Source organism: Pseudogemmobacter bohemicus (genome assembly GCF_003290025.1).
Taxonomy (GTDB): Bacteria; Pseudomonadota; Alphaproteobacteria; order Rhodobacterales; family Rhodobacteraceae; genus Pseudogemmobacter; species Pseudogemmobacter bohemicus.
Window position 1 is genome coordinate 109128 of sequence record NZ_QNHG01000008.1, and the last position, 21213, is coordinate 130340.

Below are 21213 nucleotides of genomic sequence, written 5' to 3' on the forward strand. Positions count from 1 at the left end.
TATCGCCCCCTGGCGCGCCACACGGCAGCAACCACGGCGCAACCAGCAGCTTTCTCGGAAGCATCGACCAAGTTTGCGCCCTTCTCAGGCGCTATGCGCACCTTCAGCCGCCCTCCCTGACCCAGCCGCTGCCACGCCCGTCCGCGCACTTTCCCCATAGGGTGATCCTAGACCCCCGCGGCTTCCTCCTTGGGAGGTTTTCCAACGCGGGTCGTGGTCGCATATCGATGCAACCGTTACGCCGCGACCCGCATCAGAAAACCTTCACCTTAGCTGCCGGTCGACCTCGATCGATGCTGCTTCGCCGCGTTCTCCAAAGCCGCCGTTCGGCCTCCGCGGCGACACCGAGCAAGTGGCCATTCAAACAGCGCGCAGCAGGGTGCCGCGTATTTGTCCTGAGCGGAAGTGAAGCCGGATGTGTGCGTTGCGGCACCGCACCTGAGACGAACCCGAGAGGCGGACGTCGGTGCGCGGCGCAGCGAACGCTGTGGTCATGGGCTTGTGAGGGTCGGCGTGCAGCCTCGTGGCATACGTCGTTGAGCATGCGGAAATCAGCAATGGCTACCTTCCGTGAACGCCACTGCTATAGACCCAAAATCGCTTGGCAACGGGTTTACGATTGATGTATTTTATGAGACCGCACCCGCGTGGCGCGCTCTTATATAGATGGAAATCGCTAGGGTCAGGACCCATTGATTGTGCTTTTGTTCGGTGATTCAGAAGGTGTCAGGAGACCCTTCTGATGAGCAATCTTTTCTGGCTGACAGACGCGCAGCTGGCGCGGCTTGAGCCCTTCTTCCCCAAGAGCCATGGCCGTCCGCGGGTGGATGACCGCCGCGTTCTGAGCGGCATAATTTTTATCAATCGCAATGGGTTGCGCTGGTGCGATGCCCCTCGTGAGTATGGCCCGCCCAAGACGCTCTATAATCGCTGGAAGCGCTGGAGCCGGATGGGGGTGTTCACCCGAATGATGCACGGACTGGCGTCGGAGGCTGCCGACGAGAAGACCATCATGATCGATGCGACATACCTGAAAGCTCATCGCACGGCCTCCAGCCTGCGGGTGAAAAAGGGGGGCGTGGTCGCCTGATCGGGCGCACAAAGGGTGGTATGAATACCAAGCTTCACGCCGTTGCTGATGCCCAAGGTCGCCCGATCAGCCTGTTTGTCACAGCCGGTCCGGTCAGCGACTACAGCGGAGCCGCTGCTCTGCTGCGCAGCTTTCCAAAGGCAGAGTGGATGCTGGCGGATCGGGGATACGACGCCGATTGGTTCAGGGATGCGTTGAAAGACAAGGGCATAAGCGCCTGCATCCCGGGGCGGAAAACCCGCAAGAAGAAAGTTCGATACGACAAGCGCCGCTACAAACGCCGCAACCGCATCGAGATCATGTTCGGCAGGCTCAAGGATTGGCGACGAGTTGCAACCCGATACGACAGGTGCCCCATTGTCTTCCTCTCGGCCATAGCTCTCGCTGCAACCGTCCTCTTCTGGCTCTAAAGTTAATGAGTCTAGAGCCTAGGTGTCTCGACGAAGATGCCTAGCTCGCCCTGCTTTAGGATGAAGGCCGTCTGCGCCTCTCCCAGCCCAGAAAGGATAGCAGGGAAGCCCAGCTTCAAATGGTCCAGCTTTCAGGGGCCGAGCAGCTAAGAATGACTCTAATTTTAGTCTACATGCGGTTATTCTGTGAGGTGAAGCATCAATATGAGCCAAGTCAGAAAGGTATGCCTTGTCCGAGCATGAGTATTCAGTCGTCGGCCATAGCCGATCCAAGATTGGCATGTACATTGCATTCTTCGCAGGAACGATTGCTGGTGCCTTGGCTACTGGCGCGGGGTTTATCATGACTATCGCGCAGGATGCAGGTTACCTGAGTCTTCCGGAGATAGTCTTCTGGCCCGTCACAGGAGCCGCAGTATTCGCGACGATGTTCTTTGTTTTCGATAGGTTTGGTTGGCGCTGGAAGGGAGTTCGCGCCGCTGTTGGCATTCCTGATGTTTCAGGAACCTGGTTGCTTGAAGGCCTTTCCTATGACCAGGATCATCAGCCGAAATGGCAATGGTCAGGTCAGGTCGAGATCACCCAGAAATACGAGAAGATTTTCGTGTGCCTCCGCACAGTACAGAGCGGATCACAAAGCATCTCGGCGGCTCTGGTCCCTGAGGGCCGCCGGTACAGGCTCATCTATAGTTACAGAAACCAGCCGAAACCGGGAGAGCCGGAGCTTCAGGCCCATATAGGCCACTGCGAACTCCTGTTCGAACCTGACCTTCAGACAGCGGAGGGCAGCTATTTCAACGGCGGCGGCCGCTTCACGCATGGAACCATGAATTTGAAGAGGAGCGTGCCTAATGCCGCGTAATTTTGATGATCGACTTGCGCGTTTGCGTATGCGCCGGATGGACGATCAGAACATTGTTCTTAACTCCCAAGGTTTTGGTGAGGCTTACGAGAAACGCGCGACAAGCAAGGCGACGAAGTATGCCCTCGGTGCGATGCAGGAGGTTGATCCTCGCTCCACCCAGATTTCGCACGAAGAAGCCGAGAAGGTTGAGCGAAACCTGAAAGAAGGCCTTTCCTCAGAAGGGCTGTATCCCGCCTTCCGGCTTCAGGGTTCGGTTCCCCTGAATGTCCATATCCGTGGCGTCAGTGATGTGGACCTGCTCGTTATCGAAGGTGTCTGCCTTCACCGGCAATACTGTGAAGGAAGCTTGAAATCATACCTTCCGTATTCAGGCGTCGGTTCGGTGACCGACGACGTCCTGCTTCTCAGAGCAAAATCAGAAGAGGTCTTGGAACGCCGCTTCTGGGGAGCGACTGTCGACAGGACGCCGGCTAAATCCATTCAGCTTTCGGATGGTGCCTTTCGACGCAAAGTCGATGTGGTCCCATCGAACTGGTTTGACACGGCAACCTATCAGCGGACGCTTGAAGAAGCGCAGCGCGGCGTTGAGATCGTCAACAAGTACACGCGCGAGCACATCACCAACTATCCTTTCATCTATATCGCCGAAATCACTGCCAAAGCCCGCCAGACCAACGAGGGGGCCCGTATGGGTATCCGATTGGCCAAGAATGTTAAGAACGATGCAGACGTCGAAATTGCGCTCAGCAGCTACGACATCGGAAGCCTGATCTACCATTGTCCCAATCACTACATCACGCATCTGGTCGCACGGGACCTGATGATTCTGTCGGGTGTCGAGCGCTGGTTCGATGAATTGTCTCGTGATCATACTCGCGCGACTTCCCTCATGACGCCGGATGGAACGCGGCGCATCTTGAATGACGTTGCAAAATGGGAGGGTCTTGTGAAGCTGTCCGGTGAACTGACCAGCTTGGCTCAGGCCGTCGAGAGGGAGCTTGCGAGCCCCTATGACTTTACGCTTCCAGATCGTGATATGCTCCGTAAGAGATTGAACGATAACTCAATCCCCCTGGCGCCGGAATTTATCGGCGGTGGCATTCGGTTTTGAAAAGCACCATTGAAAGCGGACCCAATGTTCAAGAATCTTCAACGGGAGCTCGAAAGGCTTGGACGGATGAAAGAAATACCCGTCCCTATCAAGCTTGATGCCGAAGGGTATCTCGACAAGGAATGCCCTTCCGAGCCATGCCTTTTCCTCTTCAAGATTTATGGTGAAGACTGGTCGAACATCGTTCGAGACGAAGAGGTGTTCTGTCCATCCTGCGGGCATGTAGCTCCTGCCAAGTCGTGGTATCCTAGGGCGCAGGTAGAGGCTGCCCGAGATTACGCACTCGGTACGATCACCAACTCTATGAACAAGGCGATGAGAGCGGACGCGGCGGCGTCGAAGCGCCGCCAGAACCGCAACTCCTTCCTGAGTATCACCTTGGACGTGAAAGGCGGACGGGACGCCGTACTTGTGCCAGTAGCAGCTGCGGAGCCGATGCGGCTGCGTACATCCTGCGAGAGCTGCGGTTGCCGCTATTCCTACGTTGGCGCTGCATACTTCTGCCCGAGCTGTGGAGCGAACTCTGCAAGCCATACCTTCACGCAAACCTTGAACACGATCCGCACCGCCGCAGGGCTTGGCAAAACCCTGCGGAACACGCTCGGTCCCGATGATGCCGAGGTGATGTTCCGAACGCTTCTGGAGAAGGCCATCCAAGACACGGTAATGTCGTTCCAAAGGTTGAACGAGCAGCTATATGAGCGTCAGAGCGGAAAGACGGCTCGCCGCAATGCCTTCCAGAATCTCGATGCGGGGTCGGACTTGTGGAAGGCTGAGATTGGGTACGCCTATGTCGATCTGATCGGGCAGGCCAAGCTTGACCAGCTCAAGGTTTACTTTCAGCAGCGCCATCTTCTCGCGCATCAGCAGGGAATCGTAGATCAAGACTACATTGATCGAAGTGGCGACAAGACCTACGCCCGAGGGCAACGCCTTCTAATCCGAGATTCCGCGGTACGAGAGTTTGCCGACCTGATCGAAGAACTCAGCCACGAGCTGACGAAGAAGGCAGGGCCCTAATCAGTTGAGTATTGGCCGCTGAACTCAGCATAGCAGACCTTCATCTGCGGTCTGACCACCGTCCGCGATGCAGATGTTTCAGACTTTCATGCGATGCGCATCGAACGTCCGCTTTCCGCCCTTGTCGACATTTTCCTACACAGGAAACCTAGGGAATCAGTCCACCTTCCACTCTATGCCGCCCAAACTTGGTTGAGGATCCTGGCCGCGATCTCGGCCTTGTCCTGAGGCAGGAAGCGCCCGTAATGCTGCGCGACCATCTCTGGCGTATCCTGGATGGCATAGCTGGCCTGCTCGTAGGATCCTGTCTGCTTCAGGATGTGGGTGGCGAGAACGTCCCGCACATTGTGTGGCCCATGGGGCAGCAATCCCTCGATGGCTCCCTTGCCCGTCCACGGATTGTAGATCCCATAGCGCTGGATCGCGGTGCGCCAGGCCTCGTAGAACGTGTTCTGGCCGTATGCCGCGTCGGTGCTCGTTCGTTTCGCCGTCTTGACGAAGAAAGTCCCGGGATCAACCGCCTCGCCGATCAGTCGTTGCCGATGACGCTCAAGCCATGCATCGATCATTTCATAGAGCCGACCGAGGTCGGGCAGGATCAGCCGAAACGGTTTGGACCCGAAGAACGACGAATTCGCATTCTTGAACGCGATGGCGGGGATCAGAATCTCCCAGCCCTGGTCGCGCGTGCTCCAGCGCAACTCACCGCGTTTCATGTCCTCCAACCGGCGCTCGGAGGTCGGCAGGCCACCACGGACGCAAAGCATCAGCTCACGAAGGTTCTTCTGCCGCAGACCGGTGTGCATGCCGATGCGCAGGAGCAGGAAGGTTCTGACCGCTTCAGCAGCCGCTCGCGGATGCAACTCTTCGTCGGGGAGGCGCTGAAGGATCTCCTCCGTGATCTTCCGATACTCGCCGACCGGGCTTGGTGCCTCCAGCACGGGAAGGATCGGCTCGAACGGGTCCCGATGAATACGCGCTACCCTGTCGATCTCCTTCGTGCGCCGCCGGGCATGTTTATACATCCGCTCGCATGTGCCGCCCCAATCTGCTCGCGCCGCAGCAATGTCGTCTGCCGAGATCAATCCCTCGATCACAACCAGATGGTCTGCCAGGCTTGGCATCTGACGCAGCCATCCGGTCTCTTCCCGGCAAAAGGCAGCCGCGATCGACAGCAGGTCGATTTCCCATTTAGTGTAGAAGCCCCGCCGGCGCTCCCGCCATTGCAGATACCAGTCCCAGACCTGAGGAAAAACCATCATCGCGAAGGTGAGGCTATGGGGGTCGGCGCCGAAGCCATGGACCTCGCTTTCCACCGGAGCGGCAAAAGCCCCGAACCACAGCCCGAAATGATCCACCTTCTGCGTAGCGGTTTCGTCGCCCCATACCCCGTTCCGCTGCAGGCCGAATGCTGCAAAGGTTGCGGTCTTGAATCGCAAGAGCGCCGCCATCTCTTCATTCAGTCGCGCGGGCGCTTCGACAATCCCGGCCGTATCGCTCGTCGCGGGGGGCAGCTTACGCCGCGGGCCTGCGGCACAGGCGAAACGAACGGCATAGCGCTGACGCATCATAACCGCCTGATAGCGCCGGTAATCAGTCGATCCGCTGACAATCACCCGGCGCACCCATTCGACAATCTCGACCTGTTCCGCCCGTGACTTGCGGTTGAAATCTTCCGGCAAGTGCCATGCCAGCCGTCGGCGCTCTGCCGGTGTCACATCGTGCAGGATGAAGTCACCCGGGGCGCGCTCAGCCCCTCCCCGCATGCTGGCGAAATATCCTTCCGGAAGCCGATAACGTCGCTCGATCCGCCTGAGGATTTCCAGGCTGATCGCAGATCGTGGCGCTTTCTTGCCTTTGCCCCAGGAGATCAGAGTACTGCGGTGAACCCCGTCCTCCGGTCGCACCACAGCACTATAGAGGTGATAGGTGGTTTCGCCATGACGCACGGCGTGCAGCCGAAGCGCTTCACCGAAACTGCCCGGCTCATCCCATGTCTCGTTCAGCGGCTCTGGAAATTCCTCGATGGGACGCGGCTTTCTGCCCGCATTCGGGTGAGGCCGCCGGACTCGGGGCGCCTTCGGCGGGCGAAGGCGCTGCTCTGTCACTTCGCGCGATACGGCATCAAAGATCGGTTTGAGCAGGGCGCGCACTGCGGAGAGATCACTGGGCTCCATGTCCAAAGATTCTGCCACCGCCCGGAGATCCAGGATACTGCCGCGATAGGGCGGATACTCACCGCGCCCCAAGAATGCGGTCAGGTAGCGGCAGAGGCTTTTGACCTGGTCTGGCGGCAAAACCGGCCCCAGCCTCAGGTCACAATACTCCTGAACCCTTTGCGCGGTCAGTGTCGAATGTCTTGATGTCATCTTCTTGCTTCCATCTATCGCGGGCCGATCGGGCTAGCGGAAGCGCGGGATGTGCAAAAGGCTGCCTGCGAAAGGTGACCCGCGTCGGCCTGAACCCGTGCTGGCAGCATGGCGGATCAAGTCTGACTTGTGCAGGCGGCTATGTGGTCAGAACCGGCAGACCGATCCGATGGAGAGCGACATGTGCAACCGAACCATCACTGCGCCAAGCGCAGCGCAACCTCCATCTGCTCGTGCTCGAACGCCGCCGTGTATGCTGAAGCTGCGGCGCCCCTCATGCCCTGGCTCTGGAAGTGCGCACGCCACTGCTTTGAGATCCCATCGGCAAGGTCACGCGCCAGATGACGCGCTTCGTCCACGGAGATCTCAAAGAAGGGGGCGGCTTCCACGGCAGCGTCCACCGAGGGCTCAAAGCCGCTCAGCGGGCTGATCCCGGTTTCCATCTGCGGCTGGCGCCGCGCCTGCGCATTGATGTCGAAGGCGGGAGAAAGCCGCCATCGATTGTCCCGGACATAGAGGAAGCCGTGGTTCTTCAGGTGATCGTCGGTGTTGTTCACCAGGATCGAGAAGACCATCCGCCGCCAGAGCTCGCGCAGATCGGCCAGCGCGTCGACCGAGATCTCGCGGATCACATCGGCGATGTCAGTATAGTAGCCGGGCGTTACGCCCTGCACCTGCAGTGCCGTCCGGGCCGAAATATAGGGAATGCGCCCGTGCCCCCGGCGGTCAAAGCGACGGATCAGCGCCACCGGCGCCTCGCTGCGCGGCAGCGCGAGCTCCGCCACTGCAGTATTCAGCCCGAGCGCACGGCCAAGGTTGAGGATCGCCACTTCGGCGCGCTCCACCGGCCAGGTGTCGCCCACGGCGGTGAACTTGGCGATCCAGAGCTGATCGCCGTCAATCACATTCGCCTTGGGTCGCGCGCCCCCCAATGATCCCCCTGCCCCGGCCAGAATGCGTGCTTCCTCGGCCGCGCCGAGCGGGTCACGCTCATAGCGCGCGGCAATCGCGCGGATCTCCTCGATATCCAGCCGCCGCGGCACCGGATCGGTCATCTGGGACAGCGGCTGCATCCGCTCATCCAAAAACCGCAGCGCACCTTGCCGGGTGACATCATCCGAGCGCACCAGATAATCGAACTCGGACAGCCCTTCGCCAAGCGTGCGGGCCATCAAACGGCGGCCCCAGCTGTCTGGCGCCGCATCTGCCAAGGCACCCGGCAAGGCATCCCGCGCATCAGCCTGCCCGCTGGCATGGATCGGGCCTGGGCCGAGCGGCAGACCCGGGGCCAGAGCGAAGGCCCCGGCATTGCGCAGCCAGCCGGGGCTGTAGAGGAAAGTCGAATGCTGACGGCGGCCATCGCTTTCGAAATGCAGCCGCCCGACCTCGATCTTCTGCTCCCCGAGCGCGACGATGGCTTCCGGCATCAGAAGGCCGTCCCTTCGTCGCTGTCCTGGCCATTGACCTGCGGGGTGGCAGTGCCCGTCACTGGTTTGCGGCCCCGGCCGATCCGCTTGGGCAGATTGGCATGGTCGATCATCAACCCGGTGTCGTCACTGGCAGGATCCAGCAACCGCTCGAGTCGCGGCAGCTCACCGAGCGCCAGAAGTGCCATGGCGAGTGTTTCGAGCCGGGTGCCGGGCTCGCCCTTTTCCAGCCGGATCACGGTTCCCTCGGCCACGCCGATCCGCGCCGCGAAATCCTTCACCGGGATGCGGCGCTTCTTGCGGGCGACCTGTATGTCCTGCCCCAACTGGCGCAGAACTTTCTCGACACGAAGGGAGGACATCCTTCACTTCTCTATGTTATGGTATTTCCATGCATAGCATCAAAATATGGATGTTTAAATGCCGAATGAGTGGCCGGCAGGAGGAGTGTGCCCGCCTCAGGCTGTCAGCCGGCTTCGACGCGATAGCCACGCCGTTGCTTTGCGGTGACCAGCTTCGTCAAAGCCGCCTGAGCCTCCTCCGCATGCTCAAAGGTCTCAAGCATCAGCCGGCCCGGCCCGCCGATGCGCCCCCAACGCCGCACCACCGATACCCCGCCAAACAGGGTCGGCTGGATTTCCGCCGCATAAAAGCGGCGCATGTTGCGCTCGGGGGTCGATCCGCTGAAGGTGAACGGGCTCATCCATGGTAGGAGCATCGCATCAATGTCCACTCTACGTCCAACGACAGTTTGGAATCCTGTTGCCCGAAGCGATTCACAACCCTGATGCAACGCCCTTGGTCGGCCATCGGCTCACATGCCGGTATCAACGGGTACTATGATCATCCCCAGATCAGCTCAGGGAGAGCGGCTGCGAGCGGCCGACCGAGTAGGGCGCGGTCCGGGAGGGGCCAAGATCCAGAGCATCAGATCAACAGACTCGGTTGGCAGGAAGGGTGTCGCAGAGACTTGGAGCCAGCCTCAATCAAGGTTTCCCTTGAATGCTTCAGTTCAAAAATGAAAAAGTGCCTCAACCACTGAACTATTGAGACCGGCGGAGCATACGTTGATTGAGCTGAAAATCGAACTTGTTGGCATCCAACCACCCGTCTGGCGCCGGATAGTCGTTCCGAATGACATCACCTTGGACATCCTGCATTCCGTGCTCCAGGGCGCTATGCCTTGGCAAGACTATCATTTGCATGAGTTCGAGATTGGCGAGGACAGGTTCGAGGCCCGCGACGAAAGTGACGACAGCTGGGACCCAAACGATGGCCGGAAGGACGAGAAGGGGTTTGCGCTCGGGAAACTGGTCAAGAAGGGCAGTCAGTTCACATACACTTATGACTTCGGCGATGGTTGGAGGCATCTCGTAACCGTCGAGAAGGTTGGCAAACTGGCCGGAAGACCAGATCAGGACTTTCCTGCCTGTGTTGCCGGAGCGCGCGCGTGCCCGCCAGAGGACAGTGGAGGGCCTTACTCTTACGATGATTTTGTCGACGCATTGACCGACAAAGACCACCCGGAACATCGTGGTACAAAGCAATGGGCGGGCGCGTTCGAACCGGAAGTGTTCAGCGTACAGCAAGCCAATGCCGCCGTCGGTGCGATGTTTGTTTGGGCAAAAGAACGTCGCGACCGAAGGTGAAGCTAGCCATGTTCACAAATGGCGGAGCCATCGCCTGATGCAGGCTATGTTAACGAAGCCGCGGAAACTGCCTGCGGCCCTGTCATATCGAGTTGCCAGCCGACGGCTGTTCTTGAGCTTGTTGAAGCAACGCTCGACCATGTCGCGTGGCGTGTAGAAGCGTGATTTCTATGCCTCCGTAGTGCGGAACCTGGAAGAGAACGCCGAGGTCTCTCCGAAGGGTGTCTTCATTTTCATGCACGAGAACGAATACTCCGACCGGAGTATCGAAAATAGCGTATTCGCCATTGCCCTAGCCCAACAGCGCGGCACCGATAGCTAAACGTTGGCCCCTTTTCCGAGGCCGTGATAATGCGCTGCGCCTTCTGCTAGCTGCCCACCGCCGCCGCGTTTTCCTCACCATAGCAAGGAATGCTGCGAATACGGCAGAGAAGTTGCATCGGCCGGGGCAATAGAGGCTAAAGCCCGATCGGGGTGGCATCCAGTCTTCAAGCATGCGGATCAGGCAGCCTACGGCAATGTCGTCCGCCACGTCCTGCTCATGGATGAATGTCACCCCGGTGCCTTTCAGCACTGCCATGCGGGCAGTTGCCGCTTCCCCACCGGCCTGTCGGCCGCAAACTAAAGCGCATAAAGCGATTGAAGCAGTGCAAGCCCGGCAGCACGGTCAAGCGCGACCCCAAAGCTTGTCGGGTCAAATGCGTCATCCTTACCGACCAACACCACGTATGATCGCAGGTCTTCCTTCAACCTGCATTCCCCAAGTGGCGTGTCGTTTGAGGTGAAGATCGCCTGTATCCGAGCGCTAGACAAGGATTTTCTGCCGCAAGCGGCACCTGCGGTCGCGCAGACTGCTGGATCTGGACGGATCAGACCGCGAAGCCGCTGTTTCCTTGCCCAGGGGCGGCGTTTTTCAGCGCAGCGGACAGATCTGTCCAGCCGCTTTCGTTCAGTTTGAGCGTGGATCGCGATCATGCGCATAGCGGTGGCGCTCGCAATCGGCGGATAGCGGCGAGGATGGCGCGTACCATCGTGCCGGTGACAGCGACCTCGGCCAGCTGGAAGGTGATGGTGCGGGCGTGACGGACCACACGTGCCCCGATCTTGATCAGCTTCAGTTGCAGGCTGGTCAACGACCAGTCGGCCATGGCCTCGGGCAGCTCGATGCAGCGCAAGAAGGTGGCCAGGTTGTACGCCAGGGCGTGCAGTTGCAGCCGCACCTCATTGTCGCGGAACTTCCGGCACGACAGCCGCGTCCAGCGAAAGGCGTATTTGCCCTCTTTGATGTGCTGCTCGGCGGTGCCGCGCTGGTTGTAGAACCGCACCACCCAGTCCGGCTCCATCGGCAGGTTGGTGACGATGAAGCCGACACGCGGGAACAGTTCGCCCGGATGCCATTCGATCTTGGCGATCACCCGGCGTTCCTTGTCCCAGGACGCCGCCTGATACTCGAATTCCTCGAAGAACCGCTTGACCTTGGTCAGTGACGGCCGCCCGACAGGGCGCGTTAGCCGATGCGCGATCTTGTCCTTGAGGACCGCGTTTGCGGGCAGCCGGATGGCGTAGAAGAACCGCGCTTCTTCCAATCGCTCATAGATCGCCGGGATCGCGTAGGCAGCATCGGCCCGGAAGAACCTGCCACCAAGGTCGCGCTCCGCGTAGCGCGCAATGACGGGGTCGAGAACATCACGCCAGCCATCGGCGCTGTGGACGTTGCCATGGCGCAGGGCGCAGCGTTCCAGCATCCCGAACTGGTTGAACAGAAAGTTGGGGTGATAGCAGCTACAGTCGAAATGGCCATTCCAGGCAGACCCTTCCTGGTCGCCATGGGTCGGGCTGACCGAGCTGTCCATGTCCAGAACGATGTACTTCAGCCCGTTACGGTCATGGAACCGGTCGATCCATTGCCCGTTCAGGTCGGCCAGCGCGGCACGGTTCCCGGCCAGAGCCAGCGTCTCGGTCTCGAACCGTCCCATCTGCGATGCCGAGGCCGCTTGTGCATCGACCGCTCTGCCGCCGACAACTTGGCGCATGACCGGATCGCAGGCGAGACGGTTGGCGTCGTTGACATCCTCGTATCCGGCCAGCCGCCCAAAGACTGATTGCCGGAACAGGCCGTCGAGCCGATGGACCGTGTTCTTGCCAGAGCGAGTATCGCGCAGCGCCGCTGACGCCAAATCGGACAACCCGAGCGCGTCATCAAGCTCGCGCATCACCAGAAGGCCGCCGTCGGAACTGAGCTGCGTGCCGCGAAATTCCAGCCGCACGCGAGGGTCGAAATCCACCCGATCTGCCCGTTGCAAGCCCGCACCCTCTGGGTGATCCATGAAACGCGCCCCTCGCAGCCTTCAACACCATGTTTTATATAGGAAATATAATGGTCAGGACAGCGAAATCAGCGCCTTACTTGGGAAATGTGGGTTCAATGGCTCCGGCACGAGAATGGTATCTCCCGCAGGCAGAAGTTGCAGCAGCCTGAAAACATCATTGCGATGTTTCCGGATATCGGTGCCTTTTGCTGTCAAATCCCCGCCATCGCGCCGTCGCGACAGATCCACGAATGCCCGTGCCTTGAAGGGGATCAAAAGCCGCTCGTCCAAGACATGCACACCATCCACGGAACGGCGCGCCGACAGCAGCGCATTGTAATAGTCGTCGTCCAGCAGAATGGCGGAAAGACTCAGCATCTCATCCGGAACCTCGACGACTGTAAGCCCCGCTTCCTCTGGTGCCGGCAAGTGCGCAGGCGGTCGGGCGAACAGCTCGATCATCGCTGGATAATCGACGTTGGCCGGGCGATGAAAACGATAGAACTCGCGGCGGCCATCTGCGCGCTCCCGGGCCTGATACCCGCCGGCATCCAGAAATCCCTTCAGTGCCAGCACAAACGCCGCGTCGATCACCTCGACACAGAGAACCATGTCGATGTCCTGGGTGGCGCGGAACTCAATACCGGCCTCATCGAAGATCAGGGAGCAAGCCGATCCGCCAATGACGGCATAATGTGCTTCATGACCGGCGAAGTGCTCTCTGAATCTGTTCAGTCCCGGTACCATGCGAACTCCGTCATTGCCTCTCGTGCCGCTGCGGCAACCCGCTCGTCAGCATGTTCTCTGAACTGAAGATAGAGTGAGATCCGGTCAGGTTGATGCCTAGGTACGATCTGGTCCGGATCGTACCACCAGACATCAATGCCAAAATCCGGCTCATCGGAAATCGGGACCTGATCGCCGTAGTCCCCAGCCTGTACCCGCTTCCAGTCTTTTGGCCCTGCGGCGAAGACAGGTTTCGGTGGCGGAGACAGCTGGCTGATTTCGGCCAACGCGCTCTCACCTCCCTTGGCGAGGTCCTGCGGCAGGGTAGTGCCGTAGAAGCCTTTCGGGATCCGCCGCGCCCGATACCAATGCTGAGCCCGCACGGGGGGACGGAGGAGAGGTTCGGCCAAATGGAAAACCTCTTCCTCCGGTAATCTGAACAAGATGATTTTGCTGCGGCCACGCGAATGGATCTCGGCAAGACCATGCGCCGCAATCTCCTCAATCGCCCTCCCGCAGGTCATCGCCGAGTATCGAACCACATCAACCAGTCGTCCAGGAGCCTGACCGTCGACATCCCCCAAAGTCAGGTGCCGCAAGAGCAAGACCTGCGCAGCAGGCGAGAGCCTGTCATCCGGTGTCTCCGACCGGCGCCGGAAATGCTCCCGAAGGTCCAACCCAACGTTTGGTAGGTAAAGCTGATTGCCGGGGACGACAAAGGGCACGCCAGCCTCGATCAGGCGCCCCCGTTGGTAGCCGGTCATGCTATCGGTCACAAAAACAGCCGGCCCGTTGAATGCCTTTGTCAGCCGCTCAATCCGCTTCGCAAGATCGCCCGGAGTCAGGTCGACAGCTTGCCCATCCATTACAAACAGCAGTTTCTCCCCCAAGAGCTCCCCACGCCACAGGCCAAACTCGCGGGTGAGATAGACCGGGACGCCCGACGTATCAGCCCAGGGGGCAAGCCGCAGGCCAGCATGCAGCGTCGCTTCCAGATAGTCCTGCAAGCGGCGCATCAGTTTATCGTGCTTATGGTCGTCAGAAGCTAACATCAAAAACGACACTATCAGTGCTAATGTTAGCAATCAATAGTAGTGTTAAACTAAAGTATCACAGATCATAAACCGAATTCGACAGTCAACCTGAGAGCCGTTTAGCGGCTAGCCTAGTCTGCTTCCTCACCCGAAATCGGCAGATCCAGCGCGATGTCAGCCGAGGGCTTCAGCAGTCCCGCATCTTGCAGCGCTTCGAGGTCCGGCAGGTCTCGCAGGGTTTCCAAACCGAACTGCACCAGAAACCCCGGCGTGGTGACATAAGTGTAGGGCGCACCGGGTTCGGGGCTGCGCGGGCCGCGAGCTATCAGGGCCTGGCGGTGCAGCCGTGCGATCAGATCACGGCTAACCTCGCGGCCGGTCAGGCGCGAGATCGCGCCGCGCGTTACCGGTTGCATATAGGCGATGATGGTCAGAACGAGGGCTTCGTTCTGGGTCAGATCACGGGTGGTATCACACTCACCGCGCGCCGCCCGGATCGCAGCCGCATGGTCCGGCCTGGTGCGGAATTGCCAGCCTCCCGCAACGCGCGCGATCTCGTAGGGACGCCCCGCCAGTTCAGCAGCAATATCCTCGATCAGCAGATCCAGCGCACAATCCCGGCCCACCACCCGGGCGAGCACCTCCCGCCCCACCGGCTCGGAGGCGGCGAACAACACAGCCTCGACCCGTGCCATCCATTCGCGCCAGCGCAACGCCCGCGGCAGATCAGCGAGTTCGATATCCAGCGGCTCGGCAGCTTTCTGGGCCATCGTCACAGCCCGTAAAGCCGAAAGGTCGCCCGCCCGGTCAATTCGCGCACCAGCCCGAGGGACGTCAGGCGATCAAACAGCCGTCGCGCGGCGCGATCACTGGCCTCGGCCCCGGCCTGAGCGGTCAGAGCATCCTCGGTCAGTAAGGCGGCAATGATGGCGGCGGTGTCTTTTCCCGATCGCCGCAGATTTGCCGCGCGCAGAGCAGTGGCGCGGCGGGTCAGATCGATGTGCAGATCAAAGGCAGCAACCGCACCCCTGCCCCAGGCACTCGCGCAGGCCGCAATCCATGCATCCCCTTCAAGCCGGAAGGCTGCCCGCGGCAAATGTGCTGCGAGCAGCGGCACCGGCCGATCCCAGCCAAGCGCCCGAGCCAAAAGCGCATCCGCCACCCAGAGGGAAAGGCCGCGCCAAGCTGGACCAAGGGCGAGCACCTCCCGCGCGGCCTCGGCCGCGAAGCGCAGCGGCGGGGTGCGCCCGACAAACCGCGCGCCGAGGTCACGCAAGACCTCCGCACCCGGCCCAGGCGGCAGATCAAAGAAGCCAGGGAAACGCACAGGCCAGTCGGCTGATCTCAGCGCCCGTGCCTCGCCCAGGGCGCGCCAGCCGATCAGCATCCGCCCGGCGGGGCCGGGATCATCCCCGGGTTTTCGCAGCGCGAAGGCATCGCGCAGTTGCGCCTCGCCTTCCCGGTGCCCTTCCAGCCGGGAAATCGCCGCTGCGCTCGAGAGCGCGAGCCGCTTGCGCCAGAGGATGCCGACCGGGTCGTCAGACCGGGCAATCGGGTCCCACACAGCAAGGGCTGCCCCGGCGGAAAACATCGCTGTTTCAACATCATTGCGGCCCGCGCCCTGCCGGATCCAGCGCGGCAGGGCCGGTGGATTTGCGCGAGACAGGGGAGGTTTCACAGAGCGGGACATGGCAGGACGCTAGCAGGTCTCGGCGCTTTATGCTAGATAAGGTTCCAATATCCGCCGCGCCTGTCATTCCCTTATAATGTCCAATAAGGTTGCATTATCGGACTAATCTGCATATTCTGCGCAGATGTTGCCTGTTGCTCGCATTTCACCGTGTCGGATAACCGGAATTCATGAGATTCAAGCACTTCGTCGAAGAGCATGCCTGGGTTCATGAGATTCTGGCGCGGTATTCATGAGACTGGACGCGCCGGTATTTGTGAGACTGGCGCCGTATCGATGGTTTCGCGACGATCTGGCGCGCGCTCTCGTCGCGCTGAGCACGCCAGAGACGGGCAGAGATACGCCTTCTCAACACGAGAGGCCATGAACTGAGCGCAGCTTGCACCCGCCCTTCCCCGTCCGCATCACTGGCGAGCAGAACGTCGATCGCACGCGCGACAGGATCTTCAGCTATCCGGCCTATGTGAGCTGCTGCTGGTTTCGTGGACACGAAGATAAGATCGTGACCAAGGAACTGGAGAGTGGATATGACGAGACGGAAGTTCAGCCGTGAGTTCAAGATCGAGGCCGTCAGGCTGGTGACGGATCGGGGTGTTGCTGTGGCACAGGCCGCGCGTGACCTCGATGTGGCGGAGAGCGTGCTGCGGCGGTGGATGCGAGAGCTGACAGCCACGCCGGCGGTTGCGTTTCCCGGGAACGGGCAGATGCGGGCCGATCTGGCCGAGATTTCGGCTTTGAAGAAAGAGGTCGCCCGGCTCCGGGCGGAGCGTGACATCCTGAGGAAAGCCGCAGCTTTTTTCGCGCGCGAGGCGATATGAGGTTCGCCTTCATTGCCAAACACCGCCACATCTGGCCGGTCAGCTGGCTCTGCAAGGTTCTTGAGGTTTCGCGGTCCGGCTTTCATGCGTGGCTCAGCCGCCCACCCAGCACGCGCGAGATCCATGACGCGAAGCTCGTCGCAGCGATCGAGACGAGCTTCGGGGCCAGTGACCGGACCTATGGCGCACGTCGTGTCTGGCGGGATGTTCTTGAGGGCGGGCTTGCCTGTGGGCTTCACCGGATAGAACGGCTGATGCGGATCAATGCCTTACGGGCGCGACCCAGGCGTCGGGGAAAGCCCAGGGACGATGGGGAACGGTCGGTCATCGCCGACAATCTTCTCGACCGGAACTTTCAGGCAGACCGGCCGAACCAGAAGTGGCTGGCCGACTTTACCTACATCTGGACCGCGGAGGGCTGGCTTTACGTCGCTGTTGTTCTCGACCTCTTCTCCCGGCGCGCCGTGGGGTGGTCCATGAAAGCTGATCGGGATGCCTCACTGGTCATGGACGCGCTGATGATGGCGGTCTGGCGACGCGGGAAGGCCGACGCGCTGCTGCATCACTCGGACCAAGGGTCGCAATACACGAGCGAGCAGTTTCAAAGGCTTCTGGCCGACAATGGGATCACCTGCTCGATGAGCCGTGCGGGTAACGTCTGGGATAATTCCGCAATGGAGAGCTTCTTCTCAACGCTGAAGACCGAACGGACAGCCATCAAGGTCTATCGCACTCGCAATGAAGCGCGGGCCGACGTCTTCGATTACATCGAGCGCTTCTACAACCCGCGCAGAAGGCATTCGAAACTGGGCTACCTCAGCCCAATGGAGTTCGAGGCCCGCGCTATGCTAGCTTAACCTGCTGTCCACGAAACCGGCGGCAGCTCAATGCCAACCGTCAGTGCAAAGGATTGCAACAGCGAGCCCTGAGCGAGGCTGCGCGGCCCAGACAGGACCGGTTTCGTCAGCACCGGGGCCACCCGATCGTATTCGGGAACGATCACCGTTAGCGCCTGTCGAATGATCGGCGTCGTGAGGAATTCGTGGTAGTCCCGCCGGGTCTGCAGCGACATGCGCGGTTGCTCCCTCAGGGACAGCGGCGAGGCACGCCGGTGTCGCGCCGTCAGCAGCGCCAGCATCTCGGCCGGGCCGAAGCCCTGCTGCCCGACGCCATGCGCCCAAGCCTCGAGAACGGTCGCACCGGCCTTCGCAGTCCTCTCCAATGCGGCCATCGGCCCGGCGCCCAGTATGGCCGGAAGCGAGCCGCCGGCGGCATCCTGTAAGTCCGCGACGTGGACCGCACAGTGAAAGACCCAAGGCAGCGCCGAAGTTCTTCGACGGATGTCCGATGGGCAAGCCGGGCAACGACGTCCATGCCCGCGTGCGATCATCATACGCGCTTCAGGCCGCAGATCCCAAAACGTCATCGCCCGCACAGCTTCAGGCGAAAGACCGGTCCGGGTCGCGATCAGAGCCCCCTGCCCTTCCGAAAGACGCCATTCCAGATCGAACACGTTGTGCCCCTGCAGGCCAAGCGCGGCGACAAATTCCGAAACCGTCATGGCGTAGAACGGGGCCATGCGCGCGGCCCAGGAGGAGAACCGTTCATCGGCGTCAGGGGCGTAGACAACCGGCAGGCGCCCGTGCCCCGTCACACCGGCTCCCCCAGGACCGACTGCAATCGGTCGCCGCCCAGAATATCGCGCGAGAGGATGCGTTCCTCGCCGCTTTCGATGGCGCCGATCGCCAGCTGCGACAGGATCGAGAAAATGCCCGAGGTGATGCCGCCGGTCACCTTGATGATCCGCGTGAGCGCCTGTCCGTCGATCTGGCTTTCGCGTCGGAGCGGCAGCGTGCGCGCGAGCGTACTCATCAGCCCGTTCAGATCCTCGCCCTCCCGCCAGGGCGGCAATGCGAAGGCCTCGAAGCGGCGCACCAGTTGATCATCGGTGCGCAGCGCGTTGCGAGCCTGCGCTGTACCGACACAGACCAGCGGGACGCGCAGCTCGTTGCCCAGAAAGCGCAGCATGTTCAAGAATCTCGCCTGTTCTCGGATCGTCCCCGCCTGCAGGCTGTGGATCTCGTCGATCACCAGCATCCTTGGGCGCAACTCGGCGAGCAGTCGCAAGGCCAGGCTTTCCAGCACGGAGAGCGTCGCCCGCGGCGGTTCCGGGGCACCAATCGCCGCCAGGAGCCGGCGGTAGAAGCGCGATTCGTCGGGCCCGGATACCATCTGTACGGCGACGACCGGCATATGCAGCCGTCCGCTCATCTCCTCGAAGCTGGCCGCGTGATCGCGGGTGAACTTCTCTATGATCATCGTCTTGCCCATGCCGCTCTCGCCGACAATGAGCAGGTTCGGCATGCGGGCACGCTCGGGAAACGACATCAGCGTTTCCAGCTTCTCCAGGGCGGCCTCGGCCCTGGGATAAGAAATCCAGCGGTCGGCGCGAATCCGAAGAATGCGGTCCTCGGCGCTGAGCGCGGCGATCTTGCCGGCTCCCGGATAGAGATGCGGGAACTCAGTCATCGTCGTACCACTCCTCGACCTTGAAACCGGGGTGGCTGAGGAACGGGCTCCCCTCCCCTTCCGGCGCGCGCAGGGCATCTCGCGCGGCGGCATCCGGTGTAACATCGATCATCGACAGGGGCGCCAAATGCGCCCGCCGCGCCTGATGGCGCCGCGTGACTTTGGTCTGCCGTACGGCGGTGTCGACGAGCTCGCGCTGCGCCTCGATCGTCCTGAAAATCAGTTCCTCGTCCACAGACCGGCGCCCAGCTTCGCGCAGCGACCGCCGCGCCGCACGGTGTTCCCAGAGCGTGATCGCAGGCCGTGTCAGGTCCGCCGGTCGGGCTTCGATGATCCCCTCATCTGTCAGGACGAAGATGCGCGAGAGATCGCGCGGGTCGTATTTGAGCGTGAACTTGCGGCTCGCCCGGCCCATCAGCCAGCGCAACTCGTCCGACCAGTAGCGGATGTGGAAGAGGTGCAGGCCGTCGCGCTGCAAAACCCGCTGCTCGGAGGGCAGAAAATCGACTAGGAACTGCCTGAGATCGGCCGGCATGCGAAGCCGGACCTCGTTCACCCGCGCCTCCCAAGCCGCCGCAGGCGTGGTTTCCAGCGCACTGTGGACCCGCGCATGGTAGGAGCCGGTAATTTCGAGCGCGAGCCAGGTCTCCAGCTCATCGAGTGTCATCACCGCCTCGGCTTCGGCATCGAGATCGCCGCGCTCGAAAATGTTCGAGAAATGCGAGCCCGGCAGCAGGTGAATCGCGCCCATCATCGTTCCGATCAGCCGCTCGATATGGCCGCCATAGCGCGGCGTTCCCGGTGGTCGGTGCCGCAGATCGATCTGGTATTCGGAACAGGCCCGCTCGAAGGCACCAGCGTGAAACTCCGCGCCATTGTCCACGTAAATTGCGCTCGGGATACCCTGCGCAGACCAATCCGCGCTGATTCCGCGCGCCGTGAGCCAATGCGATTTGTCCATCACCGCATGGGTCAGACACAGCGCAACGGCCAGAAGCGAAGGAGGCTCCAGTGACAGGTGAAACCCCATAATCATGCGGGTGTTCACGTCGATTGCCACGGTCAGCGTCGGGCGACCGAGCGGGCGCCGCGTGACCGGATCGACCACCGTTACGTCGGCCTTGGTATGATCGATCTGGACGATTTCCAACGGGTGGCTCGCAGCGAGACCTCCCGGCGTGGCCAGATGGCGTCGCTCGGCCTTGTCCTTGCCTTCTCGCCGGGACATCAGCTTTGCCTGGTCGCGCCCCTCCAGCCAGCGATCCAAACGGCGGATCGAGGGCGGCGCCAGCCCTTGCGCCCGACAATCAGCGGCAACCTCGCGCCAGAACCGCGTCCTGGTGGGCTTGCGACGGGTGGCATAAAACCCCTTGAAATGGCGAGATACGATTTCTTCCACCGCCGGATCGAGGGGCTGCATGCCCGGCTTCGGCCCGCGCGTGTTACGTAGAAGTGCACTGGTCCGCCCGTCCTCGCGGAACTGCTTCACCAGACGAAAAAGCGTGGATCGGCTGACATTCAGCTGATGCATGGCCAGTTCGACAGCGCTCGGGCTCAGCCGTTCCGGCAGCTCAGCCAGCGCCCGGGCGCGAAATTCGGCCTCTTCCCAATCCTTGTCAGCAACAGGATTATCGGACATGATCTGCTCCGTGCGCGGATGTCGGGCCGTCTCACAAACATGAATCAAATCGGTGCCTAATCTCATATACCCTGAATCAGTCTCAGAAATGAGACGCAGGCAAACCATTGAAAACAAATGGATCGCAGTCTCAAAAACTCCGGCAGACCGACAGAATTCGCGCACGGGAGACATCAGCGAAGCCCTGCAGCACAGGGAATTTCAGTGGAATTGACGGCGCAACCGAGCGGAAGAGGCCGGAAAGCACAATGATGCAACGCTGCCCGGTCTCTGCTAGACTCAGGCCAACAGACAGGATTTTCGTGATGCGCACCAAGCCCACCCAACATCAGACGGACCTCCCCCGTCGCATCACGCCCACCGCGAAGCTTCTCGCGAGCGCGATCGCCAGCCAGGAAATCGAAGGCCTCCATCTCAGCTCACAGGCGGCAGCCGAGTTCCGCCAAGTAGAAGCCGGAACCCTGAGCCTGTCCGATTTGCGCACTCGACTGCTGGAACGCTATCGCAGACCGTCCTCTGCGGACTGA

Annotated in this window: 19 protein-coding genes and 1 pseudogene; 7 read left to right on the forward strand and 13 right to left on the reverse strand. The window is 60.9% G+C overall.

Translation table 11 applies throughout. The features are described 5' to 3' along the window. The first annotated feature begins 742 nt into the window (after positions 1–742). From DRF71_RS26520 to DRF71_RS26535, 4 genes are all read left to right on the forward strand, one after another. A protein-coding gene (locus tag DRF71_RS26520; protein ID WP_112313427.1) for an IS5 family transposase occupies positions 743–1500 on the forward strand; the annotation gives its coding sequence in 2 pieces (ribosomal slippage) (positions 743–1064 and positions 1064–1500; 759 coding nt in all). Between the two features lie 229 nt (positions 1501–1729). After that, positions 1730–2362: a Cap15 family cyclic dinucleotide receptor domain-containing protein gene (locus tag DRF71_RS26525; RefSeq protein WP_157971295.1), complete on the forward strand. Its 633-nt coding sequence runs from the start codon at positions 1730–1732 to the stop codon at positions 2360–2362. Beyond that, on the forward strand, positions 2352–3476 hold the full coding sequence (locus DRF71_RS26530; protein WP_157971296.1) for a hypothetical protein: 1125 nt from the start codon (positions 2352–2354) through the stop codon (positions 3474–3476). The genes DRF71_RS26525 and DRF71_RS26530 overlap by 11 nt, the downstream gene beginning before the upstream one ends. A gap of 24 nt (positions 3477–3500) precedes the next feature. Next, positions 3501–4496, forward strand: coding sequence for a hypothetical protein (locus DRF71_RS26535; protein WP_112313430.1), 996 nt, complete (start codon positions 3501–3503; stop codon positions 4494–4496). A 173-nt stretch (positions 4497–4669) separates the two neighbouring features. On the opposite strand, the gene DRF71_RS26540 is transcribed toward DRF71_RS26535, so the two are convergent. The 4 genes from DRF71_RS26540 to DRF71_RS26555 all read right to left on the reverse strand — a co-directional run bounded on the left by DRF71_RS26540 (position 4670) and on the right by DRF71_RS26555 (position 9010). After that, a complete protein-coding gene (locus DRF71_RS26540) occupies positions 4670–6865 on the reverse strand; it encodes a hypothetical protein (RefSeq protein ID WP_112313431.1) in 2196 nt (731 codons plus the stop codon). A 197-nt stretch (positions 6866–7062) separates the two neighbouring features. Then, positions 7063–8292, reverse strand: coding sequence for a type II toxin-antitoxin system HipA family toxin (locus DRF71_RS26545; protein WP_112313432.1), 1230 nt, complete (start codon positions 8290–8292; stop codon positions 7063–7065). After that, positions 8292–8654 carry a helix-turn-helix domain-containing protein gene (locus DRF71_RS26550; protein WP_157971297.1) on the reverse strand — a complete coding sequence of 121 codons (363 nt, stop codon included), beginning with the start codon at positions 8652–8654 and terminating at the stop codon, positions 8292–8294. Before DRF71_RS26550 ends, DRF71_RS26545 begins: the two co-directional genes overlap by 1 nt. A 104-nt stretch (positions 8655–8758) precedes the next feature. After that, positions 8759–9010: a WGR domain-containing protein gene (locus tag DRF71_RS26555; protein ID WP_198672409.1), complete on the reverse strand. Its 252-nt coding sequence runs from the start codon at positions 9008–9010 to the stop codon at positions 8759–8761. Positions 9011–9359: 349 nt separating this feature from the next. On the opposite strand from DRF71_RS26555, the gene DRF71_RS26560 reads away from it, so the two are divergent. After that, positions 9360–9941, forward strand: a complete 582-nt coding sequence (locus tag DRF71_RS26560; protein ID WP_112313434.1) for a plasmid pRiA4b ORF-3 family protein — start codon at positions 9360–9362, stop codon at positions 9939–9941. Positions 9942–9953: 12 nt separating this feature from the next. Here DRF71_RS26560 and DRF71_RS26565 read toward each other — a convergent pair. The 6 genes and pseudogenes from DRF71_RS26565 to DRF71_RS26595 all read right to left on the reverse strand — a co-directional run. Then, positions 9954–10097: pseudogene (locus DRF71_RS26565) on the reverse strand (IS5/IS1182 family transposase); the annotation flags it as partial. Between the two features lie 815 nt (positions 10098–10912). Continuing rightward, the gene (locus DRF71_RS26575; RefSeq protein ID WP_006473457.1) at positions 10913–12268 is read right to left on the reverse strand and encodes an IS1380-like element IS1247 family transposase; all 1356 of its coding nucleotides are present in this window, start codon (positions 12266–12268) and stop codon (positions 10913–10915) included. Positions 12269–12322: 54 nt separating this feature from the next. Then, entirely contained in the window at positions 12323–12997 is a 675-nt protein-coding gene (locus DRF71_RS26580; RefSeq protein ID WP_112313436.1) for a hypothetical protein, read from the reverse strand. Beyond that, entirely contained in the window at positions 12982–13992 is a 1011-nt protein-coding gene (locus DRF71_RS26585; RefSeq protein ID WP_232831709.1) for a hypothetical protein, read from the reverse strand. Before DRF71_RS26585 ends, DRF71_RS26580 begins: the two co-directional genes overlap by 16 nt. A gap of 149 nt (positions 13993–14141) precedes the next feature. Beyond that, a complete protein-coding gene (gene scpB, locus DRF71_RS26590; RefSeq protein WP_112313438.1) occupies positions 14142–14780 on the reverse strand; it encodes an SMC-Scp complex subunit ScpB in 639 nt (212 codons plus the stop codon). Between the two features lie 2 nt (positions 14781–14782). Beyond that, positions 14783–15700 (reverse strand): DUF1403 family protein, encoded by a 918-nt coding sequence (locus DRF71_RS26595; RefSeq protein ID WP_112313439.1) that lies wholly within the window; start codon positions 15698–15700, stop codon positions 14783–14785. A gap of 527 nt (positions 15701–16227) precedes the next feature. On the opposite strand from DRF71_RS26595, the gene DRF71_RS26600 reads away from it, so the two are divergent. After that, a protein-coding gene (locus tag DRF71_RS26600) for an IS3 family transposase (RefSeq protein ID WP_112313440.1) occupies positions 16228–17375 on the forward strand; the annotation gives its coding sequence in 2 pieces (ribosomal slippage) (positions 16228–16486 and positions 16486–17375; 1149 coding nt in all). On the opposite strand, the gene DRF71_RS26605 is transcribed toward DRF71_RS26600, so the two are convergent. From DRF71_RS26605 to DRF71_RS26615, 3 genes are read right to left on the reverse strand one after another with little or no spacing between them, the layout of a single operon-like run. After that, positions 17372–18172: a TniQ family protein gene (locus DRF71_RS26605; protein ID WP_112313441.1), complete on the reverse strand. Its 801-nt coding sequence runs from the start codon at positions 18170–18172 to the stop codon at positions 17372–17374. The genes DRF71_RS26600 and DRF71_RS26605 overlap by 4 nt on opposite strands. After that, entirely contained in the window at positions 18169–19047 is an 879-nt protein-coding gene (locus tag DRF71_RS26610) for a TniB family NTP-binding protein (RefSeq protein WP_112313442.1), read from the reverse strand. Before DRF71_RS26610 ends, DRF71_RS26605 begins: the two co-directional genes overlap by 4 nt. Further along, entirely contained in the window at positions 19040–20686 is a 1647-nt protein-coding gene (locus DRF71_RS26615) for a Mu transposase C-terminal domain-containing protein (protein WP_112313443.1), read from the reverse strand. Before DRF71_RS26615 ends, DRF71_RS26610 begins: the two co-directional genes overlap by 8 nt. Positions 20687–20991: 305 nt before the next feature. Here DRF71_RS26615 and DRF71_RS26620 point away from each other — a divergent pair, with 305 nt between their 5' ends. Beyond that, on the forward strand, positions 20992–21213 hold the full coding sequence (locus DRF71_RS26620; RefSeq protein ID WP_112313444.1) for an antitoxin VbhA family protein: 222 nt from the start codon (positions 20992–20994) through the stop codon (positions 21211–21213).

Excerpts from the sequence above, each read along its gene's own strand:
- DRF71_RS26585 (WP_232831709.1), bottom strand. The coding sequence starts at position 13,992 with ATGCGCCGCTTGCAGGACTATCTGGAAGCGACGCTGCATGCTGGCCTG.
- DRF71_RS26550 (WP_157971297.1), bottom strand. The coding sequence starts at position 8,654 with ATGTCCTCCCTTCGTGTCGAGAAAGTTCTGCGCCAGTTGGGGCAGGAC.
- DRF71_RS26540 (WP_112313431.1), bottom strand. The coding sequence starts at position 6,865 with ATGACATCAAGACATTCGACACTGACCGCGCAAAGGGTTCAGGAGTAT.
- DRF71_RS26530 (WP_157971296.1), top strand. The coding sequence starts at position 2,352 with ATGCCGCGTAATTTTGATGATCGACTTGCGCGTTTGCGTATGCGCCGG.
- DRF71_RS26610 (WP_112313442.1), bottom strand. The coding sequence starts at position 19,047 with ATGACTGAGTTCCCGCATCTCTATCCGGGAGCCGGCAAGATCGCCGCG.
- scpB (WP_112313438.1), bottom strand. The coding sequence starts at position 14,780 with ATGGCCCAGAAAGCTGCCGAGCCGCTGGATATCGAACTCGCTGATCTG.
- DRF71_RS26545 (WP_112313432.1), bottom strand. The coding sequence starts at position 8,292 with ATGCCGGAAGCCATCGTCGCGCTCGGGGAGCAGAAGATCGAGGTCGGG.
- DRF71_RS26575 (WP_006473457.1), bottom strand. The coding sequence starts at position 12,268 with ATGGATCACCCAGAGGGTGCGGGCTTGCAACGGGCAGATCGGGTGGAT.
- DRF71_RS26580 (WP_112313436.1), bottom strand. The coding sequence starts at position 12,997 with ATGGTACCGGGACTGAACAGATTCAGAGAGCACTTCGCCGGTCATGAA.
- DRF71_RS26595 (WP_112313439.1), bottom strand. The coding sequence starts at position 15,700 with ATGTCCCGCTCTGTGAAACCTCCCCTGTCTCGCGCAAATCCACCGGCC.
- DRF71_RS26555 (WP_198672409.1), bottom strand. The coding sequence starts at position 9,010 with ATGCTCCTACCATGGATGAGCCCGTTCACCTTCAGCGGATCGACCCCC.
- DRF71_RS26615 (WP_112313443.1), bottom strand. The coding sequence starts at position 20,686 with ATGTCCGATAATCCTGTTGCTGACAAGGATTGGGAAGAGGCCGAATTT.
- DRF71_RS26620 (WP_112313444.1), top strand. The coding sequence starts at position 20,992 with ATGCGCACCAAGCCCACCCAACATCAGACGGACCTCCCCCGTCGCATC.
- DRF71_RS26535 (WP_112313430.1), top strand. The coding sequence starts at position 3,501 with ATGTTCAAGAATCTTCAACGGGAGCTCGAAAGGCTTGGACGGATGAAA.